The sequence below is a fragment of the Micromonospora palythoicola genome (genome assembly GCF_036689795.1).
Lineage (GTDB): Bacteria > Actinomycetota > Actinomycetes > Mycobacteriales > Micromonosporaceae > Micromonospora > Micromonospora palythoicola.
On record NZ_JBAGKI010000028.1, the window covers coordinates 48360 to 74709 of the forward strand.

Here is a 26350-nt window from a genome sequence, read left to right on the forward strand (position 1 = left end):
ACCGGGGGGTGGGCCTGCGACCATGCAGTCCGTTACGGAGCTGTTGCCGGGAGGTGTCTTGACGACATCGGATGTGAGCGTTAACACTGAGGTCCGTCATCGGCCGGAGGTGAAGATGAGCGGTGTGGCAGCGGGCGACAAGTACGTCGTCGGCGTCGACTACGGCACCCTGTCGGGGCGGGCCCTGGTGGTCCGCGTCCGCGACGGTGCCGAGCTGGGAACCGCGGTGCACGAGTACCGCAACGCGGTGATCAGCTCCGCGCTGCCGGACGGAGGAACGCCGCTGCCGCCGGACTGGGCGTTGCAGGATCCGGAGGACTACCGCGAGGTGCTGCGCCACGCGGTGCCGGCGGCCGTTGCCGCGGCCGGGGTCGACCCGGTCGACGTGGTGGGCATCGGCATCGACTTCACCGCCTGCACCGTGCTGCCGACGCTGGCCGACGGTACGCCGTTGTGCGAGGTGCCGGAGCTGCGGCAGCGACCGCACGCCTGGGTGAAGCTCTGGAAGCACCACGCCGCCCAGCCGCATGCCGACCGGATCAACGCCCTGGCCCACGAGCGTCGCGAGCCCTGGATCGGTCGCTACGGCGGCAAGATCTCCGCGGAGTGGCAGTTCGCCAAGGGCCTGCAGCTGCTGGAGGAGGACCCGGAGGTCTACCACCGGGCGGAGCGGTTCATCGAGGCGGCGGACTGGATCGTCTGGCAGTTGTGCGGCGTCGAGACCCGAAACGTCTGCACCGCCGGCTACAAGGGCATCCGCCAGGACGGCAGCTACCCGTCGGCGGACTACCTCACCGCGCTCAACCCCGGTTTCGGTGACTTCGTGGCCAAACTGGACGGCCCGTTGCTGCCCCTCGCCGAGCGGGCCGGCGGACTCACCGCCCGCGCCGCGGCCTGGACCGGGCTGCCGGAGGGGATCGCCGTCGCGGTCGGCAACGTCGACGCGCACGTGACCGCGGCCGCCGCCCAGGCGCTCGACCCGGGCCGGCTGGTGGCGATCATGGGAACGTCGACCTGCCACGTGGTCAACGGCACCCACCCCGCCGAGGTGGCCGGGATGTGCGGGGTGGTCGACGGTGGCATCAGCTCCGGCGCGTGGGGCTACGAGGCCGGGCAGAGCGGTGTCGGCGACATCTTCGGCTGGTTCGTCAAGCACGCCGCCCCGGCCGGCGTCGACTCGCACGAGCGACTCACCGAGCTGGCCGCCGCGCAGCCCGTCGGCGCGCACGGTCTGGTCGCGCTGGACTGGTGGAACGGCAACCGGTCGCTGCTGGTCAACCACGACCTCAGCGGGCTGATCGTCGGGCTGACCCTGGCGACCCGCCCGGAGGACATCTACCGGGCGCTGCTGGAGGCGACGGCGTACGGCACCAGGATGATCATCGAGGCGTTCGTCGAGGCCGGTGTGCCGGTCGACGATCTGGTGATCGCCGGTGGCCTCACCTCGAACGAGCTGCTGATGCAGATCTACGCCGACGTCACGAACCGGCCACTGGGCATCATCGGCTCGGCGCAGGGGCCCGCGCTCGGCTCGGCGATCCACGCCGCCGTGGCCGCCGGTGCCCATCCCTCGATCCACGAGGCGTCGCAGGCGATGGGTCGGATCGCGGCGGCGGTCTACCGGCCGGATCCGGACCGGGTGCGCGCCTACGACGCGCTCTACGCCGAGTACCGGGCGCTGCACGACCACTTCGGTCGCGGCGCCAACGACGTGATGCTGCGGCTGCGGGCGATCCGCAACGCGGCAGTTGAGTCGGCGTCGTCGCCGCAGGAGGTGTTCGCGTGAACGTCGAGTTGAGCCGACAGATCAGCGAGTTGCGCGAGAGCGTGGCCCGACTGCACGGGGAACTGACCCGGTACGGTCTGGTCGCCTGGACGGCCGGCAACGTCTCCGCCCGGGTCCCCGGTCACGACCTCATGGTGATCAAGCCGAGCGGCGTCGACTACGACGACCTGTCCGCCGACAACATGGTGCTCTGCGACCTCGACGGCATGCCGGTCGAGGGGGAGTTGTCGCCGTCGAGCGACACCGCGGCGCACGCCTACGTCTACCGCGCCATGCCCGAGGTGGGCGGCGTCGTGCACACCCACAGCACGTACGCCACCGCCTGGGCGGCGCGGGGCGAGTCGATCCCGTGCCACCTCACCGCGCAGGCTGACGAGTTCGGCGGGGAGATCCCGGTGGGCCCGTTCGCCCTGATCGGCGGCGACGACATCGGCAAGGGGATCGTCAGCACCCTCACCGGGCACCGCTCGCCCGCGGTGCTCATGCGCAACCACGGCGTCTTCACCATCGGGCGTACCGCCCGGGCCGCGGTCAAGGCCGCGGTGATGTGTGAGGACGTCGCCCGAACCGCGCACCTGACGCGTGCGCTCGGGCAACCGGTGCCGATGGCGCAGGCCGACATCGACGCCCTCTACGACCGTTACCAGAACGTCTACGGCCAACGTTCATCGCCTCCGGCGAATTCCTGACCGACCCGCTGATCCGGGTCGCCCGGCACCACCTGACACACAGATTCCGCACCACCAGCGCTGGCTGCTCGTGCACCTCCGCGGCCGGCGTGGACAACCGCACCCCCACCCGAGGAGATCCGATGAGGAACATGCGAATGCCCATGGCGCGTCGGCGCGCCATCGCGGTCGTCGCCGCCGTGCTGCTCGCCGGCGGCGTGGCGGCCTGCGGCAACAGCGACACCGGCGGCGGCAACGACGGCGGCGGCGACGACAAGCTCGTCCTGGGCTTCTCCCAGGTCGGCGCGGAGAGCGGCTGGCGTACGGCCAACACCAACTCCATCAAGGAGGCGGCGGCCGAGGCCGGCATCGAACTGAAGTTCGACGACGCGCAGCAGAAGCAGGAAAACCAGATCAAGGCCATCCGTAACTACATCCAGCAGAAGGTCGACGTGATCGCCTTCTCGCCGGTGGTGGAGTCGGGCTGGGACACGGTGCTCAAGGAGGCCAAGGACGCCGGCATCCCGGTCATCCTGACCGACCGCGCGGTGGACTCCGCCGACAAGTCGCTCTACAAGACCTTCCTCGGCTCGGACTTCGTCAAGGAGGGCCGGCTCTCCGGCGAGTGGCTGGTGGAGAACAAGAAGGACGCGACCGGCGACGTGAACATCGTCGAGTTGCAGGGCACCACCGGCTCCGCCCCGGCCAACGACCGGAAGAAGGGCTTCGCCGAGGCGATCGCGGCCGACCCCAAGCTGAAGATCATCGCTTCCCAGTCCGGCGACTTCACCCGCGCGGGCGGCAAGCAGGTCATGGAGCAGTTCCTGAAGGCCCACCCGAAGATCGACGTGCTCTTCGCGCACAACGACGACATGGGTCTGGGTGCGCTGGAGGCGATCACCGCGGCGGGCAAGGAGCCCGGCAAGGACATCACCATCATCACCATCGACGCGGTCAAGGACGGCATGCAGGCCCTGGCCGACGGCAAGTTCAACTTCATCGCGGAGTGCAGCCCGCTGCTCGGCCCACAGCTGATGGACCTGGCCAAGAAGGTGCACGCCGGTGAGGAGGTGCCGCCGCGGATCGAGACCGAGGAGACCACCTTCACCCAGGAGCAGGCCAAGGAGGCCCTGCCCAACCGCAAGTACTGATGACGCACGGGGCCGCCGCACCGACGTGCGCGGCCCCGCCGCGTCGCCCATTCCCGACGGACTGGGCGGCCGGCCCGACGTCCCGCGCCACGCCGCCCGACCGGCCCGCCGGCCGGCCGGGCGGCGTGCCGGTACAACTGGCCCTTCCGCATCGATGAAAAGTAGAAGAGGATCGATGGGATGACGGATAGTCGTCCGGTCCTGACAATGACCGGGATCAGCAAGTCCTTTCCCGGGGTGCGCGCACTCCACAACGTCGACTTCCGGCTCCTTCCCGGCGAGGTGCACGCCCTGATGGGCGAGAACGGCGCTGGCAAGTCCACCTTGATCAAGGTGTTGACCGGCGTGTACGGCATCGACGAGGGCACCGTCACCCTCGACGGTGAGCAGGTGGCCTTCACCGGACCGATGCAGGCCGCCGCGGCCGGGGTCAGCACGGTCTACCAGGAGGTCAATCTCTGTCCGAACCTGTCCGTGGCGGAGAACATCTTCATCGGCCGGGAGCCGCGCCGCTTCGGTGCCGTCCACTGGGGCGAGGTGCGGCGGCGGGCCCGCCAGCTGTTGGCCCGGCTGGACCTCGACATCGACGTCACCGCGCCGGTGGCGAGTTTCTCCCTGGCCGTGCAGCAGATGGTCGCGATCGCCCGGGCGATCGACGTGCAGGCCCGGGTGCTGATCCTGGACGAACCGACGTCCAGTCTGGACGCCGGTGAGGTCGCGCAGCTGTTCCGGATCATGCGGCAGCTGCGGGACGAGGGCATCGCCATCCTCTTCGTGACCCACTTCCTCGATCAGGTCTACGGCATCGCCGACCGGATCACCGTGCTGCGGAACGGCGCGCTGGTGGGGGAGTACCCGATCGCCGAGCTGCCACAGCTGGCGCTGGTGGAGAAGATGATCGGCAAGGAACTCGACGTGCTCGAACTCATGGAGGAGCACCCCCGGCAGACGGTGACGGCGGCCGGGGGCGGCGCCCCGTTGGTCCAGGCGTCGAAGCTCGGCCGCCGGGGTGCGGTCGCTCCGTTCAGCCTGACCATCCACGCCGGTGAGGTGGTCGGCCTGGCCGGACTGCTCGGCTCCGGGCGTACCGAGGTGGCGCGGCTGTTGTTCGGCGCGGACCGGGCCGATCGTGGCGAGGTGCAGGTGGACGGCGCCCGGACGGGCCTGCGCAACCCGGTGCAGGCGATCGAACAGGGCATCGGCTTCTGTTCGGAGAACCGCCGGGCGGAGGGCATCATCGCCGACCTGTCGGTGCGGGAGAACATGATCCTGGCCATGCAGGCCGCCCGGGGGTGGCTGCGTCCGATCCCCCGTCGCCGGCAGGACGAACTGGTCGACCGGTACATCAAGGCGTTGAGCATCCGTCCGGCCAACCCGGAGATGCCGGTGCGCAACCTCTCCGGCGGCAACCAGCAGAAGGTCCTGCTGGCCCGCTGGCTGATCACCGAACCGCGACTGCTCATCCTGGACGAGCCGACCCGGGGCATCGACATCGGCGCGAAGGCCGAGATCCAGAAGCTGGTGGTACAGCTCTCCGACGGCGGCATGGCGGTGCTGTTCATCTCCGCCGAGCTGGAGGAGGTACTGCGCCTGAGCCACCGGATCGTCGTGATGCGTGACCGACAACTGGTCGCCCAGCTCGACAACGACGACACTGTGGACGCCGACCGCGTCATGCAGACCATCGCCAGCGGCACCGAGCGTGAGGAGGCGAGCCGATGAGCGACGCCGGGAACCGCTTCCGTACCCTGCTCGGCCACCGGCTGTTCTGGCCGGTCGCCGTGCTCGTGGTCATGTTGGCGGCCAACACCGTCTACCGTCCGGGGTTCCTGGCCGTCGAGCTCAACAACGGTCACCTGTACGGCACCCCGATCGACATCCTGCGGTTGAGCGCACCGCTGATCCTGGTCGCCCTGGGCATGACCCTGGTCATCTCCACCGGCGGTATCGACCTGTCGGTCGGCTCGATCTGCGCGATCAGCGGAGCCACCGCCTGCCTCTACATCAGCCGGGCGCCGGATCAGGACAACCTCGTCACCGTGCTGACCGCGCTCGCGATGGCGCTCGGGGTCGCGCTGGTGCTCGGCGCCTGGAACGGGATCCTGGTCTCCGTCATCGGCATCCAGCCGATCATCGCCACGCTCATCCTGATGGTGGCCGGCCGGGGCCTCGCACAGCTGATCGCCGAGGGCCAGATCATCACCATCAACTCCGGTCCGTACCGGGCGATCGGGCTGGGCCACCTGTTGACCCTGCCCCTGGCCATCTTCATCGCGTTGGCCGCGGCCCTGCTGGTGGCGGCGTTCACCCGGCGCACCGCGCTCGGCATGATCGTCGAGTCGGTGGGCGGCAACCGGGAGGCCAGCCGGCTGGCGGGCATCCGATCCGGTCGGGTCGTCTTCCTCGTCTACGTGGTGAGCGCCGCCTGCGCCGCGATCGCCGGGTTCATGATGACCGCCAACGTCTCCAGCGCCGACGGCAACAACACCGGCCTGTGGGTGGAGCTGGACGCGATCCTCGCCGTCGTCATCGGCGGCACCTCGCTGGCCGGCGGCCGGTTCTACCTCGGCGGCACGATCCTCGGCGCCCTGATCATCCAGACCCTCACCACCACGGTGTACGCCATGAACATCTCACCGCAGACCGCGCTGCTGTTCAAAGCGGTCGTCGTCATCGCCGTCTGCCTCATCCAGGCACCGGCCTTCCGGGCGAAGTTCCGCCGTCGACGGGCCGGGACACCACCGCCGCCCCAGTCGTCGCCGCAGCGGCAGAAGGAGCAGGTGCCGGCGTGACCAGTCTCTCGATCTCCGCTCCGAGTTGGGCCAAGCTGCCCCGGCGGCACATGCCGGTGCTGGCGACACTGGCCCTGCTGCTGGTGATGTACGGCATCGGGGTGTCCCAGTACCGGGCGTTCTCCAACATCCAGGTGGTCTTCAACGTCTTCATCGATAACGGTTTCCTGCTCGTCATCGCGGTCGGGATGACCTTCGTTATCCTCACCGGCGGCATCGACCTGTCGGTCGGTTCGGTGGCGGCGATGACCGCGATGGTCTCGGCGTGGTTGCTCCAGTCCGGCCTGCCCGCGCTGCCGGTGCTGGTGATCGCGCTGCTGATCGGGCCGACTCTCGGGTTCCTGATGGGCTGCGCGATCCACTTCTTCGACATCCAGCCGTTCATCGTCACTCTGGCCGGGATGTTCTTCGCCCGGGGCATGTGCACGTTCATCAGCAACGCGTCGATCCCGATCAGCGACGGGTTCTGGACCACGATGTCGCAGTACCGGATCGGCGATCCCCGGGGCAACTTCGTCTCGATCAGCGTGCTCGTCGCGTTCGCGGTGGTGCTGATCGCCGCGTACGTGCTGGCGTACACGCGACTGGGGCGCAACGTCTACGCGATCGGCGGCAATCCGCAGTCGGCGCTGCTGATGGGGCTGCCGGTGGGCCGCACCCGGATCGCCGTCTACACCATCAGCGGCCTGTGCGCGGCGATCGGTGGGATCCTGCTGTCCTTCTACACGCTCTCCGGCGCCCCGCTGATCGCCATCGGGATGGAACTCGACGTGATCGCGGCCGTGGTCATCGGTGGCACGGTGCTCACCGGTGGTTCGGGGTACATCTTCGGCACGGTGCTCGGTGTGCTGGTACTCGGCGTGATCCAGACCCTGATCACCTTCGACGGCAGCCTCAACTCCTGGTGGACCAAGATCGTGATCGGAGGCCTGCTCTTCGCGTTCATCCTGCTCCAGCGCCTCATCGGCATCCGCTACAAGTGACCGCCCCTCTCGCGGAAGGCAACTCCCATGGCAACACGCCCTGAACCTGAGGTCTGGTTCCTCACCGGAAGCCAGGCAATGTACGGCGAGGACACGCTCCGGCAGGTGGCCGATCAGTCCCGTCAGATCGCCGCCCTGCTCGACGAATCGCCGCACATTCCCGCCCGGGTGGTCTGGAAGCCGGTCCTGACCACCAGCGCCGACATCCTGCGGACCTGCCGGGATGCCGCGACGCAGGGGGCGGTCGGGGTGATCGCCTGGATGCACACCTTCTCGCCAGCCAAGATGTGGATCTCGGGCCTGGACGCGTTGCAGACGCCGCTGCTGCACCTGCACACCCAGGCCAACGTCCTGCTGCCGTGGGACGAGATCGACATGGACTTCATGAACCTCAACCAGGCCGCGCACGGCGACCGGGAGTTCGGGTACATCCAGACCCGGCTCGGGGTGGCCCGCAAGACGGTGGCCGGGCACGTCTCGGATCCTCGCGTGGTCTCCCGCGTCGGCGCCTGGACCCGGGCGGCGATCGGCTGGTCGGCCATGCGCTCGCTGCGGCTGGCGCGATTCGGCGACAACATGCGCGACGTGGCCGTCACCGAGGGGGACAAGGTCGAGGCGGAGCTGCGCTTCGGCGTCTCGGTGAACACGTACGGGGTCAACGACCTGGTGCGGGTGGTCGACGAGGTGGCCGAGGCGCAGATCGACGATCTGGTCAAGGAGTACGACGACACCTTCCGGGTGGCCGCCGAGTTGCGGCCGGGCGGTGAGCGGCACGACTCGCTGCGGTACGCCGCCCGGCTGGAACTGGGCCTGCGTACCTTCCTGGACGCCGGTGGCTTCCGCGCCTTCACCACCAACTTCGAGGACCTGGGCGGCCTGCGTCAACTGCCCGGCATCGCGGTGCAGCGACTCATGGCCGACGGCTACGGCTTCGGCGGTGAGGGGGATTGGAAGACCTCCGTGCTGGTGCACACCCTCAAGGCGATGGCGGTCGGCACCGAGGGCGGCACCTCGTTCATGGAGGACTACACCTACGACCTCACCCCGGGCGAGGAACTGGTGCTCGGCGCCCACATGCTCGAGGTGTGCCCGTCGATCGCCGGTGACGTGCCGAACGTGGAGATCCATCCGCTGAGCATCGGCGGTCGCGAGGATCCGGTCCGGCTGGTCTTCGACGCCGCGCCGGGGCCTGCGGTGGTGCTCGGACTGGCGGACATGGGCGAGCGTTTCCGGCTGGTGGCGAACGAGGTCGACGTGGTGTCTCCGCCGCAGCCACTGCGCCGGCTGCCGGTCGCCCGGGCGGTCTGGCGGCCGCGGCCGCACCTACCCGGCTCCGCCGAGGCGTGGATCACCGCCGGCGCCCCCCACCACACCGTGCTGTCCCAGGCGGTGGGCGTGGAGGAGCTGCACGACCTGGCCGAGATGAGCCGTACCGAACTCGTCGTCATCGACGCCGACACCGATCCCCGGCGGTTCGCCGACGAGCTGCGCTGGAACCAGGCGTACTACCGGCTCGCCCGGGGTTTCTGACCTCCGCCGAAGCCGGCGTGGCGGGACCGCCCACCGTGGCCCGTCCCGCCACGCCGGCGGCTGCCCGCGCCCGCGCGTGGCAGGCGTCCCCGGCCGGTGCGCCACCCCGTCGGCCGGGGACCGCGAGCTCCTGCGAGCGGCGCGCGAGTCGTGGACGTTACGTCTTGACGAAGGCCGTGTTATCGCTCACAGTCAATAGTGAAGGCGGACGATATCTGTGGCCGTCCGGGACGTGTCATGTCGCTGCACAACTGGTGGTCACCTGATCTCTCCCTTAGGCAGAGCGGTCATGTTAGCGATCACAGAGGGCACCGTGGCGGCGACGGCGTGGGCCGCAGCCGGGACCGCCCTGTTCGTGCTGCTCGCATCCTGAAGGAGAATCATGATTGCCATTGGTGAGGTCCCACGGACCGCGCCGGGCCGGCGCGGCTGGCTGTCACGGGTGACGGCCATCCTGGTGGCGCTGGTGGTGGGCGGCTCCCTCGCCGCGGTGGCACCGTCGCCCGCGGTCGCGGCCACGGTGGACACCAACGCGTGGTACGTACTGGTCAACCGCAACAGCGGCAAGGCGCTCGACGTCTACAACCTGGCCACCACCGACGGGGCACGGATCACCCAGTGGTCGCGTAACGACGGGAACCATCAGCAGTGGCAGTTCGTCGACTCCGGCGGCGGCTACTACCGGCTCAAGTCGCGGCACTCGGGCAAGGTGCTCGACGTCTACAACTTCTCCACCGCGAACGGCGCGTCGATCGTGCAGTGGAGCGACCACAACGGGACCAACCAGCAGTTCCGGCTGGCCGACTCGGCCGGCGGCTACGTACGTCTGATCAACCGCAACTCCAACAAGGTGATGGAGGTGCAGAACGCCTCGACCGCCGACGGCGGCAACATCGTGCAGTACGACGACTGGGGCGGCGCCAACCAGCAGTGGCAACTCGTCCGCGTCGACGGCGGCGGCACCCCCACCGACCCGCCCCCCGGCGGCAGCTTCACCAACCCCGTCGTCTGGCAGGACTTCGCCGACGTCGAGGTCATCCGGGTCGGCGAGGTGTACTACATGACCGCGTCCACCATGCACTACTCGCCCGGTGCCCCGATCCTGCGCTCGTACGACCTGGTGAACTGGGAGTTCGCCGGACACTCGGTGCCCCGGCTGGACTTCGGCACCAAATACGACCTACCCGCCGGGCAGCAGGCGTACGTGGAGGGCATCTGGGCCTCCACGCTGAACTACCGGCCGAGCAACCAGACCTACTACTGGGCCGGGTGCATCAACTTCGCCCAGACCCACATCTACACCGCCACGGCCGTCGACGGCACGTGGAGCCGGCACGCCACCCTGCCGCAGTGCTACTACGACGCGGGGATGCTCATCGACGACAACGACACCATGTACGTCGCCTACGGCAACGGCACCATCAGCGTCGCGCAGCTCTCCGCCGACGGCCGCAGCCAGGTCCGGGCCCAGCAGGTCTACCAGACCCCGTCGAGCATCGGCACCCTGGAGGGCGCACGCTTCTACAAGCGCAACGGCGCGTACTACATCTGGCTGACCCGCCCGGCCAACGGCCAGTACGTGCTCAAGTCCACCAACGGCCCGTTCGGCCCGTACGAGCAGCGCCAGGTGCTGCTCGACATGCGGGGTCCGATCTCCGGCGGCGGCGTGCCGCACCAGGGCGGGTTGGTGCAGCTGCCGAACGGCTCCTGGTACTACATGGCCTTCACCGACGCGTACCCGGGCGGCCGGATGCCGACCCTCGCTCCGATCACCTGGACGGCGGACGGCTGGCCGCAGGTGCAGACGGTCAACGGCGCCTGGGGGGTCAACTACCCGAACCCGCTGCCGCTGCGCCCGGTCAAGCCGCTCACCGGTGTCGACACGTTCGCCGGCACCACCCTCGGTCCGCAGTACGAGTGGAACCACAACCCCGACAACAGCCGGTGGTCGGTGAACAACGGGCTCCGGCTGCAGACCGCCACCGTGACCAACGACCTCTACCGGGCACGCAACACGGTCACCCACCGCATCCAGGGGCCGACCTCGACCGGCACGGTCGAGATCGACTACTCGACGATGCGCGACGGTGATCGCGCCGGCCTGGCCATGCTGCGCGACGTCTCGGCGTGGATCGGCGTCCGACGGGACAACGGTGCCACCCGGGTGGTCATGACCAACGGGCTGAACATGAACAGCAACTGGGACACCAGCAGCACCGGCAGCGAGATCGCCAGCGCCGCGGTCTCCGGCGGACGGATCTGGCTGCGGGCCAACGCCGACATCAGGCCCGGCTCCGGTCGGCAGGCGCGTTTCTCGTACAGCACCGACGGGGTCAACTTCGTCCCGCTGGGCAACGCGTTGACGCTGAACAACAACTGGACGTTCTTCATGGGCTACCGGTTCGCCATCTTCAACTACGCCACCCAGGCGTTGGGCGGATCGGTGACGGTGCGCCGTTTCGAGTTGGCCACGCCGTGAGGTGACGGTCGACCGGTCCGACACCTCACCGGTGCCGGACCGGTCGACACCCACAGAGACCGGGGCCTGCCGCCCGCCCGCCGAGCGAGCGACAGGCCCCTCCTCCGGTCCGGCGATTGCCGCCGCCGGGCAGCCGGGGGACATGCGGGTGCCGGGTAGGAAACATTCCCACCCGGCACCCGTCCGTTCTCTGCTACCTGTGGCTCAGGCGGCGCGGGACCACTGCATGCTGGCCGCGGAGCCGCAGGTACGCTGCTCCAGGGCGGCACCGGCAGCGGTGGAGCCGCCGACCACGTTCAGGCACTTGTTGCTGTTGACGTTGACCAGCTGGTGGTAGCCGTCACCGGTCGATCGCCAGGTGAAGACCTGGTTCAGGCCGTCGTGGCAGGTGTACTGGATGATCTGCGCACCGTCGGCGGTGGAGACGTCCCGTACGTCGACGCACTTGCCGCTGTGCACGCTCTGCAGCCGTACGTTGCCGTTGCCGGCGTCGAGGAAACGCCACTGTTGCCAGGCGTTGCCGTTGCTGCTCCACTGGCCGATCACCGCGAGGTTGTCGAGGTTCGGCTGCTGGACGTCGACGACCTGCCCGCTGTTGCGGTTGATGATCCGGTAGGCCGTCGGGGCGCTGCCGCCCCCGGCGAACTGCCACCAGTTGACGTTGAACAGGCTGCCGCTGCCACCGGTGAACCGCAGGTAGAGATCGCGGGTGCCGGTGGCGCCGCTCACCCCGCAACTGGTGGTGGTCCAGGTCTGCCACCCGCCGGTGCCGGCCACCGTGCAGGTGCCCACCAGCGGCCCACTGGTGCTGTCCAGCCGTACCTCGATGCGGCCACCGCTGGTGGCTGAGGCGACGCGCGCGGAGAAGGTGGTCGCGCCGGTTCCGAAAGCGACCCCCTTGACCTTGATGTAGTCGCCGTTGTCGAGCCAGCCGACGTTCATGCCGCCCTCGCTGGACGGCTCGGTCTCGATGCCGGACCCCCAGGCGATCGTCTCCGCCTCCTGGCGCACGTACGGGTTCAACGTGCCGACCTGGGGTGCCCCGGCGGTGGTCATGTTCATCGTGGGGATGGTCCCGTTGGAGCCGTAGGTGAACTTCTCCACCGCGACCGACCGGGTGTATCCGCCACCGCCGGGCAGCGCCCCGTTGTGGTAGAAGAAGTACGACCCACCGGCGAAGTCGATCACGCCGGGGTGGTTGGTGAAGCTGGAGCCCTGCCGGGGCATCACCGTTCCCCGGTACGTCCACGGGCCGGTCGGGCCGGGTGCCGTCGAGTAGCCGATGAACTCCGAGCAGCACTCCGCGGCGAACACGTTGTAGTAGAGCCCGTTGCGCTTGAAGACCCAGGGCCCCTCCTCGTAGAGGGTGGGCCGGCTGGCGTTGCCGGTGCGGGTACCGAAGCCCGCGGTGGTCAGCGGGATCTGGGTCGGTCCGCCGGAGAACGAGATCATGTCAGGGTTGAGCCGCACGTACCACAGGTTCGGGTTGCCCCAGTACAGGTACGCCTGACCGTCGTCGTCGATGAACGCGTGCGGATCGATCTCACCGTTGCCGACCAGTGGACGGCCGAGTGCGTCCCGGAACGGCCCGGTCGGGCTGTCCGCGACCCCGACCCCGATGACCATCTGGCCGTTCGAGCGTTGCCGGACCGGCACGTACCAGTAGAACTTCCCGTTGCGGGCGATGACGTGCCCGGCCCACGCGTTGGCGTCCGCCCAGGCGAAGGTGGCCAGACTCATCGGCGTGCCGTGGTCGGTCCAGTTCACCATGTCGGCCGAGGAGAAGACCCGCCAGTCACGCATGGTGAAGTAGGTGGAGCCGTCCTCGTCGTGTCCGGTGTAGAGGTAGACCCGACCGTTGTGCACCATTGGTGCCGGGTCGGCGGTGTAGATGTGCTGGACGATCGGGTTGTCGGCCCGGGCAGGGCCGGGTAGCAGGGCGATCGTGCAGGCCGCGCTCGCGAGCACGGCGACGAAGCGCCGGAGCGCCGTGGTGCTCATGCCCGACTCCACCGCTGGTTGGTGTTGCCGTGGCAGGACCAGAGGATGACGGCGGTTCCGTTGGCCGTCCCGGCGCCGTTGACGTCCAGACACAGCGAGGGGAAGCGGCCGTTGCTCACCGTGCCGTTGCCGTTGAACGTCCACTGCTGGTTGGTGCCGCCGTTGCAGTCCCAGACCTGCACCCGGGTGCCGTTCGTCGCGTTCGTCGGCACGTCCAGGCACTTGCCGAGGATCCGCAACGTCTGGCCGTTCTGGGTGATCTGCTGGTTGGGGTTGCCGTGGCAGTCCCAGATCAGGGTTCCGGTGCCGTTCGCGGTGTTCGAGTTGTCGAGGTCGAGGCAGCGTCCGGCCGACTCGCTGCGCAGCCGGAAGGTGCTCGGGACCGGCGGGTTGGTGGTGCCGCCACCGCTGACCCGGTACACCACGGTGCCGTGTGCCGGAACGCTCGCGGAGATGGCGCCGGTGGTCGTGGAGGTGCCGCCGGTCCACGCGTTGAGCAAGGTGAACGAGCTGCCGGTCTTGCCGATCGCCGCCGCCGTGGTGGAGATGGTCGTGGTGGAGTTGCCCTGGTTGAACAGAGCGACCGCGACGTCACCGTTGGCCAGCCGCTTGGCCAGGATCCGCCGGGTGCCGTCGTGGGAGACCTGGACGGCCTGCAACCCCAGCGTGTCCTGGTTGATCGCGATCAGGTGCTGGTTGCGCAGGATGTCGAGCGTCGCGGTGCTGGCCGAGCGCAGGTCGTTGCCCATCATCAGCGGCGCGGCCATCATCGACCACAGCGCGAAGTGGCTGCGCATCTCGGTGTCGTTCATGCCGCCGTTGCCGACCTCCAGCATGTCCGGGTCGTTGAATCCGCCCGGTGCGGCGTAGCCGGCGAGTGGCACGTTCACGTTGACGATGTTCTGGATGCCCATCGGGTAGCCGTTGGTCTGGCCGCTGTCCCAGGTGTTGGTGATGTCCTCGGTGGTCCGCCAGAGGTTGGCCACGTCGCTCCAGTTGCGTTGCGGCCCGGTCTTCTCGTGGATGCTGTTCGAGTTGATGCTGTAGACGATCGGCCGGCCGGTGGCCGCCAGCGCGTCGCGCATGATGCTGAACCGCGCCACCTGCTCGTTGATGGTGCCGGTCGGGGAGCACCAGTCGTACTTGAGGTAGTCCACGCCCCAGGCGGCGAACTGCCGGGCGTCCTGGTACTCGTGTCCGAGGCTGCCGGTGGAGCCGGGGAAGGAGTCGAAGTACTGGGCGCAGGTCTGGTCCAGGGGGCCCTGGTAGATGCCGAACAGCAGGCCCCGGGAGTGCAGGTAGTCGCCGAGGGCCTTCATGCCGCTGGGGAACCGCTGCGGGTGGGCCTGGAGGTTGCCCTGCGCGTCCCGGTCCGGGTTGAACCAGCAGTCGTCGACGACGACGTACTTGTACCCGAGATCGCGCAGACCGTGGTTGACGATCGCGTCGGCCATCTGGCGGATGAGGGTCTCGTTGATGTTGCAGCCGAACGTGTTCCAGGTGTTCCAGCCCATCGGCGGGGTGCGGGCGACGCCGTTGTTCAGCGCCTGCGCCGGCTTGGGGGAGACGACCCCGTCGGCGAAGCTCGCGGCGAGCGTCACCGTCAGGATGCCGAGGGCGGCGGTCAGCCACCTTCTCGCGCTACGCACGTTGGATTCCTCCTTGTGTCGGTGTGGTGGTCGGTGCGGCCGCCGGCGTGGCGGCGTGCGGTGGGGGCGGGCGGGTGGAACTCCGCGCGGATCCGGCGTACGCCGCCCACGTACGCGTGCAGTCGTCCGGGACGCCGAGGTGCCAGGCCCGGATATCGCCGGCCGTCACGCCGTCGCGGGCCCCGCACGGCTCCCGCCGCGCCGTGTCGGCAGGTGCCGTTCCGATGACAGGAATGTTATCGCTATCATCTATGCCTGTAAATTGTCCGTTGCCGCTCGTGCAGCCTCACCCGAGCGTCGAGACGCGCAGCTGACACGACAGAGAAGTAACCCGTGTGACCGCTAACAGGCGACCGTGCCGAAAGCTGCGGTCGGGCCGGCGGTCACCGGGGCGGCTGCTGGCGCTAGACTGTGCGTGATCTAGCGCTCTCCACCCGGACGGCACGGCCGGCGTGGGCACCGCGCGAGGGGATCTTTGTACCTGAGCCGTGCCAGTCATCGCCGACGGGCTGCGGCGATGACTGGATTGCGGGGAGTGTGAGATGGCCGTACGCGATCCTGCGATGACGGACGTGGCCCGCCTCGCCGGTGTTTCCCACCAGACGGTCTCACGCGTGCTCAACGGGCACCCGAACGTGCGGGAGCAGACCCGGCTGCGCGTCCAGGCGGCCATCGCCGAGCTCGGCTACCGGCCGAACCGGGCGGCCCGTGCGCTGGTCACCGGCCGATCCCAGGTGATCGGCGTGGTGGCGCAGAACACCACCCTCTACGGTCCGGCCTCGCTACTGGCCGCGCTGGAGCAGGCGGCCGCCGAGTCCGGCTTCGCGGTCAGTGTGGGTAGCGTGCGTGACCTCGACCATCGGTCGATTTCCGCGGTGGTCGAGCGGCATCTGGCGCACCGGGTCGCCGGTATCGTGGTGATCGCGCCGGTGGAGTCGGCGGGCGAGGCGCTGGAGCGCCTGCCCAAGGACGTGCCGCTGGTGACCGTGGACGGTGATCCGCACCGACCGATGCCGCTGGTGACCGTGGATCAGGCCGCCGGCGCCCGGGCCGCCACCCAGCACCTGCTCGACGCCGGCCACCGTACGGTCTGGCACGTTTCCGGCCCGTCGGACTGGTTCGACAGCGCCGGCCGCATCGAGGGCTGGCGGGAGGCCCTGACCTCGGCCGGGGCGGAGATCCCGCCGCTGGTGCCGGCGGACTGGTCCGCGGCGGCCGGCTACCGGTGCGGGCAGATGCTGGCTCGAATGCCCGACGTCACCGCCGTCTTCACCGCCAACGACCACCTGGCCCTCGGAGTGCTGCGCGCCCTGCACGAGCACGGCCGCCGGGTGCCGGACGACATCAGCGTGGTCGGCTTCGACGACGTGCCCGAGGCCGCCTACTTCATTCCGCCGCTGACCACCGTACGACCGGACTTCGGCGCGGTGGCGCGGGCGAGCCTGGAGATGCTGCTCACCCAGATCGAGTCGGTGAGCGGCGGTGCCCTGCGCCGGACCATCGCCCCGACCCTGGTGGCCCGCCGAAGCGTAGGCCCACCTCCCCGCCGCTGACCCCACCCCACCCACCCCACCCCACCCCCGGAACCCTCCGAAGAGTTGATCAAGAAGTTTTGGTCGGCCTACGCGCCGGACGCGACCAAAACTTCTTGATCATCCAGTGGGTCGGGGTGAGCCGGGGTGGGGGAGTGGGGGTGGGGTCAGGTGGCGGTGCAGGTGGGGGTGGCGGATGGGCCGACGCCGGTGCCCTGGAAGCCGAACTCGGTGCTACCGCCCGCGCCGACCTGGCCGTTGTAGCTGACGTTGGCGAAGTTCACCGTCCCGGTGCTGCCGCTGGCCTGCGCGTTCCAGGTGCCGGTGACCGCCGCGCCGCCGGGCAGCGTGATCCGTACGGTCCAGCCGCGGATCGCGGCACTGCCGGCGGTGACCCGGACGGTGGCCACGAAGCCGCCGTTCCACGAGTTCAGCGACACCGACGCCGAGCAGCCGCCGCCACCCGGCGGCGGCGCGGTCGTGGTCGGCGGCGCGGTGGTCGGGTTCGGCCCGCTGACGCTGTTCAGCGCGTTGAGCACCGAGGTGTACGCGGGCTTCTTGTTCCCGTTGCCGTCGAACAGCAGCGGATTGTCATCTCGCCACGAGGCGGCGTCCCAGACTCCCCAGACCGTGATCCCGGTGCAGCGCGTCACGGCCAGGCAGGCCCGGGTGACCCGTTCGTAGATGCTCGCCTGGTTGGCGCCCTGGGCGACGTCCAGTTCGGTGATCTGCACGTCCACGCCGAGGTCGGCGAAGCGTTGCAGGTTGGCCTGGTAGTCGCCGGAGAGGGTGGTGCCGAGGTGGGACTGGAAGCCGACGCAGTCGATCGGTACGCCGCGCTGCTTGAAGTCGCGCACCATGTTGTAGATGCCGGTCGACTTCGCGTTGATGCCGTCGGTGTTGTAGTCGTTGTAGCAGAGCTTCGCGCCGGGGTCGGCCGCCCGGGCGGCGCGGAACGCCGCCTCGATCCAGTCGTTGCCGGTGCGTTGCAGGTTCGAGTCCCGCCGGGCGCCGCTACCGCCGTCGGCGAACGCCTCGTTCACCACGTCCCAGGAGTGGATCTGTCCCCGGTAGTGGGTCGCCACCCGGGTGACGTGGTTGATGGCCGCGTTGCGCAGTGCGGTGCCGGACAGGTTCTGTGCCCAGCCGGGCTGCTGCGCGTGCCAGAGCAGGGTGTGACCACGTACGGACATCCCGTTGGCCCGGGCGTGTGCGACGAGGCGGTCACCGGCGCTGAAGTTGAAGACGTTCTGCTGGGGTTCGTTGGCGTACCACTTCATCTCGTTCTCGGCCACGATCGAGTTGAACTCGCGGTTGAGGATCGTGGCGTAGGCGGAGTTGGAGAGCTGGAACGAGTTGGTGGCGGCGCCGAAGTAGCGGCCGCTCTGCGCCGCCGCCGCGCCGAGGGTGCTGGCGGCGGCGTGTGCGGAGGGCGCGACCAGCGCGGTGGAGACGAGCAGCGCGGCACCGGCCGCGACGGACATCAGCACGGTACGCGGCCGGATGCCCACGCCCCTGCCTGCGGTGGTTCTGGTTCTCATCGACGTGCCCTTTCGATGGTGGTGGTTCGGCGTGCCGCCGCGAATCACCTGTCGACTGCCGTGATCCCGGGCCCGGATCTCCGGAAACGGGCGCGGTGAGTCGACCCGAACGCGGGTCGCACGGGTTGCGCGGTGAGTCGAGGTGTGCCGGTCGCCGATGACGGCGGCCGTTCTCCGAGGTGCGCGAGGATCCGTCGAGGCGTGCCCTTCCGCGCGGATTGGCAGCGCGCGGCGTCTCGCGGGTGCGGCCCGGACAGGCCGCCGGGCGGGGGTCGGCGGGGTGACCGCCTCGGCCCGGTGGCCGGTGGCCTCGAACAGGAGCGTGCCCGGTGCTCCTTGCCCCGAAGCTAGCATGTTATCGATAACACCCTCAAGCGATGATGGTGGATGTGTGGGTGGTTCGGGACGACGGCCGAGGCCGCCGGACACGACCCGTGGGTGGTGCCCGGCGGCCTCGGTGACGACGGGTCGGCTCAGATGAAACGCCAACGGTGGTCGCCCGCGCCGCTGTCGTCCCAGATCACGATCTGGGCACCCTGACTGGACGAGGCACCGGTGACGCCGAGGACCCGCCCGCCGTTGGCGGACTGGATCCGGAAGTAGCCGTTCGCGGCGTACCGCAGCCGCCAGCGGTTGCTGGCCGCACCGTTGTCGGCCCACTGCACCACGCGGGCGCCGTTGCCGCTGCTGCCGTTCTCCACGCCGAGCACCTTGCCGCTGTGGGAGTTGCGCAGCCGCAGGTAGCCGCCACTGTCCACGATCGCGGTCCAGAGGTGGTCGGCGGTGCCGGTGTCGCCCCACTGGATCACCAGTCCGCCGTCGGCGGTGGACATGTTCTGCACGCCCAGCACGAGACCGGTGGCCAGGTTCTGGATCCGACGGGCACCGTTGGGCACGAACCGCCACTGGTTGTCCGGCGTGCCGTTGTCCGGATCCTGCACGGCGCGGGCGCCCTGGGCGGTGGAACCGTTCAGGGTGGCGAGCAGTTTGCCGGTGTGCCCGTTGCGGATCTTGTGCGACCCGTCGCCGACGTCCACGATCGTCCACCGGTGGTCGGCCGTGCCGGTGTCGGACCACTGCAGCACCTGTGCGTTGTCGGCGGTCGACATGTTCTGTACGCCGAGCACCTTGGCGCTGTTGGCGTTGCGGAACTTCACCGCGTTGCCGTCGACGACCAGCTGCCAGTCGTGGTCGGCGGTGCCGTTGTCGCCCCACTGCAACGCGGGCGCCCCGTCGGCGGTGGACATGTTCTCGATGCCGAGCACCAGGCCGCTGGCGACGTTGGCGAGCCGGAACGTCGCCGTTCCGGTGCCCGGGGACTGGCCGTTGGCGTTCCAGTAGACGGTGTAGTTGTGCCCGTGCGCGTCGTAGAACGGGATCAGGTTGACCGTGGCGCCGTTGGCGGTGGCGGTGAAGGCCAACGCCGAGGTGCTGGTGCGGTTGACCGAGGTGGTGGCCAGGGCGGGCAGGGCGGACAGCGCGGTGTTGCCGTAGTTGCCGGAGAGCACCGCGGGGCCGTAGGTCAGGGCCACCACGTTCGGGTCGTCGTTGGCCGGCTGCACGATGACCCGCATCGGAAGCCGTACCGCCACCGTGTCGCCGGAGGTCCAGGATCGGGTGAGGGTGGCGTAGGTGCCCGGCGTGGTGGTGATGTTCTGCGCGGCGCCGTTGACGCTGATCGTCGCGCCCTGCGTCCAGGCCGGGATGCGGATCCGCATCGTCCACGACCCGCCGACGTCGCCGGTCACGGTGAGGGTCGTGGTGTCGCTGACCGGGTAGGTGGTGCTCTGGGTGACCGTGATGCCGCGCTGCGACCAGGTCAGCACCGAGGGCATGAACAGGTTCACCGTGAGCGTGGTGTCGTTGTGGAAGTAGATCGAGTTCATCAGGGTGGTGTTGGTCTCCAGTTGCGAGCCCTGGCAGCACCAGAAGGAGTTGTAGTCGGTGCTCCAGGTGCCGCCGCCCCACGCCGGCCCGACACCCCGCCGCCCGCCGGGGTTCAACGGGGTGAAGTACGTGATGTGGCCGTGGTTGTCGGCCGGATTCTGCGCCCCGATCAGGTGGTTGAGCAGCGCCCGCTCGTAGAAGTCGAAGTACGCGACCCGGTTCGGGTCCAGCAGCCACAGCTCCCGGGTCAGCTTGAGCATGTTGTACGTGTTGCACGCCTCGCAGGTGTCGTTGCGCAGGTAGCTGGCGATGGCGTTGGGCGCCCGGAAGTGTTCGGCCTGGCTGTTGCCGCCGATGACGTAGGTGTGCGCGTTCACCGTCATGTTCCACGCGTTGCTGGCGATGTCCCGGTACCGGGTGGTGCCGGTGGCCTTGAACTCGCGGGCGGCACCGATCCACTTCGGTACCTGGGTGTTGGCGTGCAGCCCGTTGAGCTGGTCGGAGTTGGCCGCCAGCGGGTTGAACACCGCGTTGTGGTCGAACCGCTGGGCGGTGGTCAGCCAGCGGGCGTCGCCGGTCTGCTGGTACAGGTCGGTCAGCACGGCGTTCATCCCGCCGAACTCGGTGCCCAGCATGGCCTGCATCTGCGCCGAACTCAGTCGGCTGGTGCGCCAGTCCACCCAGCCGGCGAACGCCAGCAGGACGTCGCGGGCCTGGTTGTTGCCGATGTACCGCCACACGTCGAGCAGCCCGGCCAGGGTCTTGTGGATGGCGTAGTACGGCACGTTGCCGTTGTTGAGCGTGCGGTTCTCCACGGCGGTGAAGTCGGACTCGGGAAAGCCGCTGAGGTAGCCGGCGTTGAAGCCAGCGGCGCCGTTGTTGGCCTGGCACTTGGCCAGCTCGGCCACCATGTGGTTGGCCTTGTCCCGGCAGGAGGTGTCGCCGAGCACCGCCCACAGGTACGACCAGGCGCTCAGGAAGTGCCCCTGGGAGTGGGTGCGGAACGGGAAGTTGGGTGCCTCCCAGCCGCCGAGGGCGGCGGCACCGGCGGTGGACAGCCGGTGGTTCGCGCGGAAGTTGTAGAGCAGCCGGTTGACGTCGACGAAGCGCAGGTAGTTGACCGTGCGGTTCTGGTTGTCCAGCCAGCGGCTGGCGGTCAACCGCACCTGGCCCGGCTCGAAGGCGTACGCGGCGACGCCGAGGTCGGGCCGCACCGGGGGTAGCGCGGCACTGGCCGTGCCGTTGGCCAGTGCGGGGCCGACGGCGGCGGCGACGGCGGCCGCGCCGGCGGCCCGGAGCACGTGTCGACGGTTGAGGGACGGGTAGGGCATCACGACCTCCGTGGTGGCGTGGGGGAGCGCCGCCCGACCCGGCGGGGGTGGTGGCCTACCGGGCGGCGAGGAACGGTGCGATGACGTCGACGCGTGGCGCGCAGCGCGCGTCGTCCGGACCCGGCGCGGGTTTCGCTGCGGTGACGACTGCCGCCATGTTTGTCGATGTTATCGCTAACATACGCGGCCTCACTCCGCCTCCGCAAGACGCCCGGACGGACCGGCGAAACACCTCGGGTCGACCCTCGACCCGGTCGAGGTCGGAAGGTGCCGGCACCGGGCTGGCGACCCTGGCCGCGCCGGCTCCCGCGTGGCTCATCGGCCCCGGCGACTGTTCGCCGGCAGAATCTCTGACTAAAGTCAGCGATCGTGGATCGTGCACTCGTGGACGTGGTGCGGCGCTTCAACCGCACGGTGACCCAGCGCGTCGGCGCGCTTGACGACAGCTATCTCGCCCGGGACCGGCCCCTGGCGCAGTCTCGCCTGCTCTGGGAGATCGGCCCCGACGGTGCCGAGATCGCGGCCCTGCGGGTCCGGCTGGATCTCGACGCCGGCTACCTCAGCCGACTGCTGCGCATCCTGGAGGGGGCGGGCCTGGTGAGGGTCGGGCCGAGTGCCGGCGACGGTCGGGTCCGCACCGCACACCTGACCGAGGCCGGTCGCGCCGAGTGGGCATTGCTCGACGGCAGGTCCGACGAGCTGGCCTGGTCGCTGCTGTCGCCCCTGACCGGCAGCCAGCGGACCCGGCTCACCGCCGCCATGGCGGAGGTCGAGCACCTGCTGATGGCCTCGCTCGTCACCATCGGGCCGTGCCATCCGGGTGAGCCACGGGCCCGGGCCTGCCTGCGGGCGTACGCGCGGGAACTCGCCGCCCGGTTCGACTCGGGCTTCGACCCGGCCGGTAGCGGCGTCGACGACCACGAACTGGTGCCACCGGCCGGGCTGTTCCTGGTGGCCACCGTCGCGACCGAGGCGGTGGGCTGTGGCGCGGTGCGGTTGCCGCCGGATGAGCCCGCCGAGATCAAACGGCTGTGGGTGTCGGCGTCGGCGCGCGGGCTCGGCGTCGGCCGCCGCCTGCTCACCGAGCTGGAGCGGCAGGCGGCCGCGGCCGGCGCGCGCAGCGTGCGGCTGGACACCAACCGCAGCCTCACCGAGGCGATCCGGCTCTACCGCAGCGCGGGCTACCGGGAGATCCCGCCCTACAACCGCAATCCGTACGCACACCACTGGTTCGCCAAATCGCTGGACTGACCGGTCGACCCGGCTTGCCGGCAAGAAATGAACGGTGATTCAATTCTTGGTGTGGCGTACCGGAGTACCGAGCGGGTGCGGGCGCGGCTGACCGCCTCGCGCGAGCGGATCGTGGACGCCGCCCTCGGCATCCTGGCCGAGCACGGCTACGCCGGCTGCTCGGTCGCGGCGGTCGCCGAGCGGGCCGGGTTGGCCACCGGCAGCGTCTACCGGCACTTCCCGGCCAAGGCCGACCTCTTCGCCGAGGTGTTCCGCACCGCCAGCCAGCGCGAGATCGACGCCGTCACCCGGGCCGCCACCGCCGAGCACACCGCCGCCGCGCGGGTCCGGGCCGTCATCGAGACCTTCGCCGGCCGGGCACTACGGTCACCACGGCTCGCGTACGCCCTGCTCGCCGAGCCGGTCGATCCGGCGGTGGAGACGCAGCGGCTGGTCTTCCGGCGGGCCCACGCGGCGCTGCTGGCCGGCTACATCGCCGACGGCGTGGCCGGCGGTGAGCTGCCGGCGCAGGATCCCGAGCTGACCTCCACCGCCGTGGTCGGCGCACTGGCCGAGGCGATGGTGGGCCCACTGGCCGCCGGTGTCGCCGGCCCGGACACCATCGGTGGCCTGACCACCTTCATCCACCGCGCGTTGGGAGTTCCGTCGTGAGCACACACGAGGTGTTCAACCAGGTGCCGCCGCTGGTCGGCCACGACACGGCGGACGAGCCCGCGCTGCTCGACGCGCTGGCCCGGGAGGGCGCCGACTGGGCCACGGCCGAGGTGCGCGAACTCGGCCGGCTGGCCGGCACCGAACAGGCCGCCGAGCACGGCCGGCTGGCCAACGACCATCCGCCGGTGCTGCGGACCCACGACCGCTACGGGCACCGCGTCGACGAGGTGGAGTTCCACCCCTCCTGGCACGAGTTGATGCGTACCGCCGTGGCGCACGGCCTGCACGCCGCGCCCTGGGGCGACGAGCGGCCCGGCGCGCACGTGGCCCGGGCCGCGAAGTTCCACGTCTGGCGGCCCGACGCCGGGCACGGTTGCCCGATCTCGATGACGTACGCGGCGGTGCCCGCGCTGCGGCACGCCCCCGACCTGGCCGCCCGCTACGAACCGTTGCTCACCGCCCGCAGCTACGACTTCGGGCTGCGGGCGCCGCAGGGCAAGCGGGGGCTGCTGGCGGGCATGTCGATGACCGAGAAGCAGGGCGGGTCGGACGTGCGGGCGAACACCACCACGGCACGCCCGACGGCCGACGGCAGCTACCGGCTGGTCGGGCACAAGTGGTTCACCTCCGCGCCGATGTGCGACCTCTTCCTCACCCTCGCCCAGGCGCCCGGCGGGCTCACCTGCTTCCTGGTTCCCCGGGTGCTTCCCGACGGCACCCGCAACCCGATGCGGTTGATGCGGCTCAAGGACAAGCTGGGCAACCGCTCCAACGCCTCCGCCGAGGTGGAGTACGACGAGGCGGTGGCCTGGCGGGTCGGCGACGAGGGCCGGGGCGTGCGCACCATCATCGACATGGTGAACCTGACCCGGCTGGACTGCGTGATCGGTGCGGCCTCCGGCATGCGGCACGGGGTCGTCACCGCCGCGCATCACGTCGCGCACCGGCGGGCGTTCGGCCGCTACCTCGTGGACCAGCCCCTGATGCGCAACGTCCTGGCCGACCTGGCGGTGGAGTCCGAGGCCGCCACCGTGCTGATGATGCGCCTGGCCGGGGCGACCGACCGGTCCGCCCGGGGCGACGCGGCCGAGACGGCGTTCAAGCGGATCGCCCTCGCGGTGGGCAAGTACTGGGTCTGCAAGCGGTGGCCCGGTCACGCCGCGGAGGCCCTGGAGTGCCTGGGTGGCAACGGCTACGTGGAGGAGTCCGGGATGCCGCGACTGTTCCGCGAGTCGCCACTCAACTCCATCTGGGAAGGCTCCGGGAACGTCGCCGCGCTGGACGTGCTGCGGGCGCTGGCCGGCGCGCCCGAGGTGATGGCGGCGTTCCAGTCGGAGGTGGACGCCGCCGCGGGCGCCGACGCCCGGCTCGACGCCGCGGTCCGCCAGGTGCGGGCCGCCCTGGCCGATCCGGCCGATCTGGAGGTACGCGCCCGTCGGGTGGTCGAACAGTTGGCGCTGGTGTTGCAGGGTGCGCTGCTGGTGCGCCACGGTCACCCGGCGGTCGCCGACGCCTTCTGCGCGTCCCGGCTGGGCGGCGACCGGGGACATGCCTACGGCACGTTGCCGGCCGGCGTCGACTTCGCCGCGATCATCGACCGGGCCACCCCGAAGGTCGGCTGACCGGTCCGGTGCCGCCACGGTGGGCGGCGGCACCGGAGCCGGGGATCAGCAGTAGAGGTTCGCTCCGGCGGCCACCCCGAGGATGCCCACGAACTGCTGGTACCGGGTGACCCGACTCTGCACCTGGGCGGGGTTGCCGCCGTTGCACTCGATCGAGCCGTTGATGCTGCGGATGGTCTGGCCGAAGCCGGCTCCGGTGACCATCGCGGTGTGCGCGGTCATCGTGCCGGGCCCGTTCTGCGTCATCCAGTACCAGATGGCGGTCTTCCAGGCCACGGCGGCGTCGGTCTGCACCAGCCACGGGTTGGTCAGCAGCGGCAGCCCGAGGGCGTTGCCGGCCGCGTGGTAGTTGAAGTTCCAGCTCAGCTGGATCGGCCCCCGCCCGTAGTACGCGGCCTGCCCGGCCGGGCAGCCGTACGGCTGGCCGCCGTCGCAGTAGTGCGGGTAGTTGGCCGTGTTCTGCTCCACGATGTGCACCAGGCCGCCGGTCTCGTGGTACACGTTCGCCAGGAAGGCCGCCGCCTCCTGCCGCTGCACCGTGGCGCTGCCGGTGCGGGCGAACGCCGGGTAGGCGCTGAGCGCGTTGACCAGTCCGGCGTACGAGTAGAAGGAGTTGCGGTTCGGGAACATCTGGTGGAACTGGGCCTCGCTGACCACGAAGCCACCCGGGTTGGTCGGCGGCGGGTTGCTGGTGGGCGGCGTGCCCGAGCAGGTGTACGGGTCCCAGTACCAGGTGCTGATGATCGGGTCGTAGCCGGGATTGTCGTGCTCGGCGATGTAGTACTGGCCGTTGGTGTACCGCACGATGCTGCCGGCCGGGTACCAGGTGCCGGCGGTCCAGTTCGGATGGTTGCAGGTGCCGCCCGTGGGCGGTGGGGTGCTGCCGCCGCAGGCGCCCAGGTCCTGCCAGACCCCGGTGGTGCCGGGCGGCGCCTCGTTCTGGGTCCACCACTTCGCCTGGTAGTTGCGGCCGTTGTGGGACACCTGCATGCCGGAGGTGTAGACCGCGGTGGACCGCCACCCGGTGGCACAGGCTGCGGCGGAGGCGGCGGTCGACGGGATGACCGCCAGCAGCGCGCCGGTGAGCGTCAGTGCCGCGAACGCGGCCAGGGCGCGCCATCTCGACATGCGATCACTCCTTCCGAAGGGAGGGGACGTCGAAGGGCGGAACGCTCATCGACGGACATGATGGTAGCACCAACTGTTCATAAACCTTACTATTAGTTCCGAGCAGTGAACCGGGCGTTGAGCCGGGCCCGTTGCTGTGGGATTCTTGGACGCCGATGCGTTGTCGCGCGTGTGAGTGACCGTCGCCCGATGGGCAACCGGAGCCGCCACGGTTCCGGGGGACGACGGCCGAGGACGGATTCGTCTCTGTTCCACCGGTCCCGGGCCCGCCACCGCGGGCGCGGGCCCCGGGGCGCGCCCCGTGACCGCGCAGGAAGCTCAAGGTAATCTGGCAGCGGCCCCGAGTGCGACCCCGGGGCGCCCCC

The 26350-nt window shown here is 70.0% G+C and carries 17 protein-coding genes; 12 read left to right on the forward strand and 5 right to left on the reverse strand.

Annotated elements, in window-relative coordinates; all coding sequences use genetic code 11:
- The first annotated feature begins 115 nt into the window (after positions 1-115).
- From araB to V5O40_RS15115, 8 genes are all read left to right on the forward strand, one after another.
- A complete protein-coding gene (araB, locus tag V5O40_RS15080; RefSeq protein ID WP_332906013.1) occupies positions 116-1786 on the forward strand; it encodes a ribulokinase in 1671 nt (556 codons plus the stop codon).
- Positions 1783-2475 carry an L-ribulose-5-phosphate 4-epimerase gene (locus V5O40_RS15085; RefSeq protein ID WP_281581017.1) on the forward strand — a complete coding sequence of 231 codons (693 nt, stop codon included), beginning with the start codon at positions 1783-1785 and terminating at the stop codon, positions 2473-2475. Before araB ends, V5O40_RS15085 begins: the two co-directional genes overlap by 4 nt.
- 122 nt (positions 2476-2597) lie before the next feature.
- Positions 2598-3605, forward strand: a complete 1008-nt coding sequence (locus V5O40_RS15090) for an ABC transporter substrate-binding protein (RefSeq protein WP_408631883.1) — start codon at positions 2598-2600, stop codon at positions 3603-3605.
- Between the two features lie 180 nt (positions 3606-3785).
- A complete protein-coding gene (locus V5O40_RS15095) occupies positions 3786-5327 on the forward strand; it encodes a sugar ABC transporter ATP-binding protein (RefSeq protein WP_332906014.1) in 1542 nt (513 codons plus the stop codon).
- Positions 5324-6397, forward strand: coding sequence for an ABC transporter permease (locus tag V5O40_RS15100; RefSeq protein WP_332906015.1), 1074 nt, complete (start codon positions 5324-5326; stop codon positions 6395-6397). Before V5O40_RS15095 ends, V5O40_RS15100 begins: the two co-directional genes overlap by 4 nt.
- A 50-nt stretch (positions 6398-6447) precedes the next feature.
- On the forward strand, positions 6448-7380 hold the full coding sequence (gene yjfF, locus V5O40_RS15105) for a galactofuranose ABC transporter, permease protein YjfF (RefSeq protein WP_408631885.1): 933 nt from the start codon (positions 6448-6450) through the stop codon (positions 7378-7380).
- Positions 7381-7407: 27 nt separating this feature from the next.
- Complete coding sequence (araA, locus tag V5O40_RS15110) at positions 7408-8910, forward strand: L-arabinose isomerase (RefSeq protein ID WP_332906017.1); 1503 nt, start codon at positions 7408-7410, stop codon at positions 8908-8910.
- A gap of 382 nt (positions 8911-9292) precedes the next feature.
- Positions 9293-11389 carry an RICIN domain-containing protein gene (locus V5O40_RS15115; RefSeq protein ID WP_332906018.1) on the forward strand — a complete coding sequence of 699 codons (2097 nt, stop codon included), beginning with the start codon at positions 9293-9295 and terminating at the stop codon, positions 11387-11389.
- 204 nt (positions 11390-11593) lie between these two features.
- On the opposite strand, the gene V5O40_RS15120 is transcribed toward V5O40_RS15115, so the two are convergent.
- Both V5O40_RS15120 and V5O40_RS15125 read right to left on the reverse strand, forming a co-directional pair.
- Positions 11594-13390, reverse strand: coding sequence for a family 43 glycosylhydrolase (locus tag V5O40_RS15120; protein ID WP_332906019.1), 1797 nt, complete (start codon positions 13388-13390; stop codon positions 11594-11596).
- On the reverse strand, positions 13387-15039 hold the full coding sequence (locus V5O40_RS15125; protein ID WP_408631884.1) for a glycoside hydrolase family 27 protein: 1653 nt from the start codon (positions 15037-15039) through the stop codon (positions 13387-13389). Before V5O40_RS15125 ends, V5O40_RS15120 begins: the two co-directional genes overlap by 4 nt.
- Before the next feature lie 563 nt (positions 15040-15602).
- Between V5O40_RS15125 and V5O40_RS15130 the strand changes: the two genes are divergently transcribed.
- Positions 15603-16592 (forward strand): LacI family DNA-binding transcriptional regulator, encoded by a 990-nt coding sequence (locus V5O40_RS15130; protein WP_269742740.1) that lies wholly within the window; start codon positions 15603-15605, stop codon positions 16590-16592.
- A gap of 146 nt (positions 16593-16738) precedes the next feature.
- On the opposite strand, the gene V5O40_RS15135 is transcribed toward V5O40_RS15130, so the two are convergent.
- Both V5O40_RS15135 and V5O40_RS15140 read right to left on the reverse strand, forming a co-directional pair.
- Complete coding sequence (locus V5O40_RS15135) at positions 16739-18112, reverse strand: endo-1,4-beta-xylanase (protein ID WP_332906020.1); 1374 nt, start codon at positions 18110-18112, stop codon at positions 16739-16741.
- 473 nt (positions 18113-18585) lie between these two features.
- A complete protein-coding gene (locus tag V5O40_RS15140) occupies positions 18586-21330 on the reverse strand; it encodes a beta-L-arabinofuranosidase domain-containing protein (protein WP_332906021.1) in 2745 nt (914 codons plus the stop codon).
- A 369-nt stretch (positions 21331-21699) separates the two neighbouring features.
- On the opposite strand from V5O40_RS15140, the gene V5O40_RS15145 reads away from it, so the two are divergent.
- Genes V5O40_RS15145 through V5O40_RS15155 form a run of 3 tightly spaced genes read left to right on the forward strand, consistent with a single transcriptional unit; the run spans position 21700 to position 24857 of the window.
- Positions 21700-22581: a bifunctional helix-turn-helix transcriptional regulator/GNAT family N-acetyltransferase gene (locus V5O40_RS15145; RefSeq protein WP_332906022.1), complete on the forward strand. Its 882-nt coding sequence runs from the start codon at positions 21700-21702 to the stop codon at positions 22579-22581.
- A gap of 51 nt (positions 22582-22632) precedes the next feature.
- Positions 22633-23232: a TetR/AcrR family transcriptional regulator gene (locus tag V5O40_RS15150; RefSeq protein WP_332906023.1), complete on the forward strand. Its 600-nt coding sequence runs from the start codon at positions 22633-22635 to the stop codon at positions 23230-23232.
- Entirely contained in the window at positions 23229-24857 is a 1629-nt protein-coding gene (locus V5O40_RS15155) for an isovaleryl-CoA dehydrogenase (RefSeq protein WP_332906024.1), read from the forward strand. Before V5O40_RS15150 ends, V5O40_RS15155 begins: the two co-directional genes overlap by 4 nt.
- 45 nt (positions 24858-24902) lie before the next feature.
- Here the strand turns inward: V5O40_RS15155 and V5O40_RS15160 are convergent, their stop codons facing one another.
- Positions 24903-25985, reverse strand: a complete 1083-nt coding sequence (locus V5O40_RS15160) for a glycoside hydrolase family 19 protein (RefSeq protein WP_332906025.1) — start codon at positions 25983-25985, stop codon at positions 24903-24905.
- Positions 25986-26350: the final 365 nt, after the last annotated feature.

Bases quoted from the DNA above. Each gene is read 5' to 3' on its own strand.
- yjfF (WP_408631885.1), top strand. From the start codon at position 6,448: ATGCCGGTGCTGGCGACACTGGCCCTGCTGCTGGTGATGTACGGCATC.
- V5O40_RS15160 (WP_332906025.1), bottom strand. From the start codon at position 25,985: ATGTCGAGATGGCGCGCCCTGGCCGCGTTCGCGGCACTGACGCTCACC.
- araB (WP_332906013.1), top strand. From the start codon at position 116: ATGAGCGGTGTGGCAGCGGGCGACAAGTACGTCGTCGGCGTCGACTAC.
- V5O40_RS15130 (WP_269742740.1), top strand. From the start codon at position 15,603: ATGACGGACGTGGCCCGCCTCGCCGGTGTTTCCCACCAGACGGTCTCA.
- V5O40_RS15100 (WP_332906015.1), top strand. From the start codon at position 5,324: ATGAGCGACGCCGGGAACCGCTTCCGTACCCTGCTCGGCCACCGGCTG.
- V5O40_RS15090 (WP_408631883.1), top strand. From the start codon at position 2,598: ATGAGGAACATGCGAATGCCCATGGCGCGTCGGCGCGCCATCGCGGTC.
- V5O40_RS15135 (WP_332906020.1), bottom strand. From the start codon at position 18,112: ATGAGAACCAGAACCACCGCAGGCAGGGGCGTGGGCATCCGGCCGCGT.
- araA (WP_332906017.1), top strand. From the start codon at position 7,408: ATGGCAACACGCCCTGAACCTGAGGTCTGGTTCCTCACCGGAAGCCAG.
- V5O40_RS15140 (WP_332906021.1), bottom strand. From the start codon at position 21,330: ATGCCCTACCCGTCCCTCAACCGTCGACACGTGCTCCGGGCCGCCGGC.
- V5O40_RS15120 (WP_332906019.1), bottom strand. From the start codon at position 13,390: ATGAGCACCACGGCGCTCCGGCGCTTCGTCGCCGTGCTCGCGAGCGCG.
- V5O40_RS15115 (WP_332906018.1), top strand. From the start codon at position 9,293: ATGATTGCCATTGGTGAGGTCCCACGGACCGCGCCGGGCCGGCGCGGC.
- V5O40_RS15095 (WP_332906014.1), top strand. From the start codon at position 3,786: ATGACGGATAGTCGTCCGGTCCTGACAATGACCGGGATCAGCAAGTCC.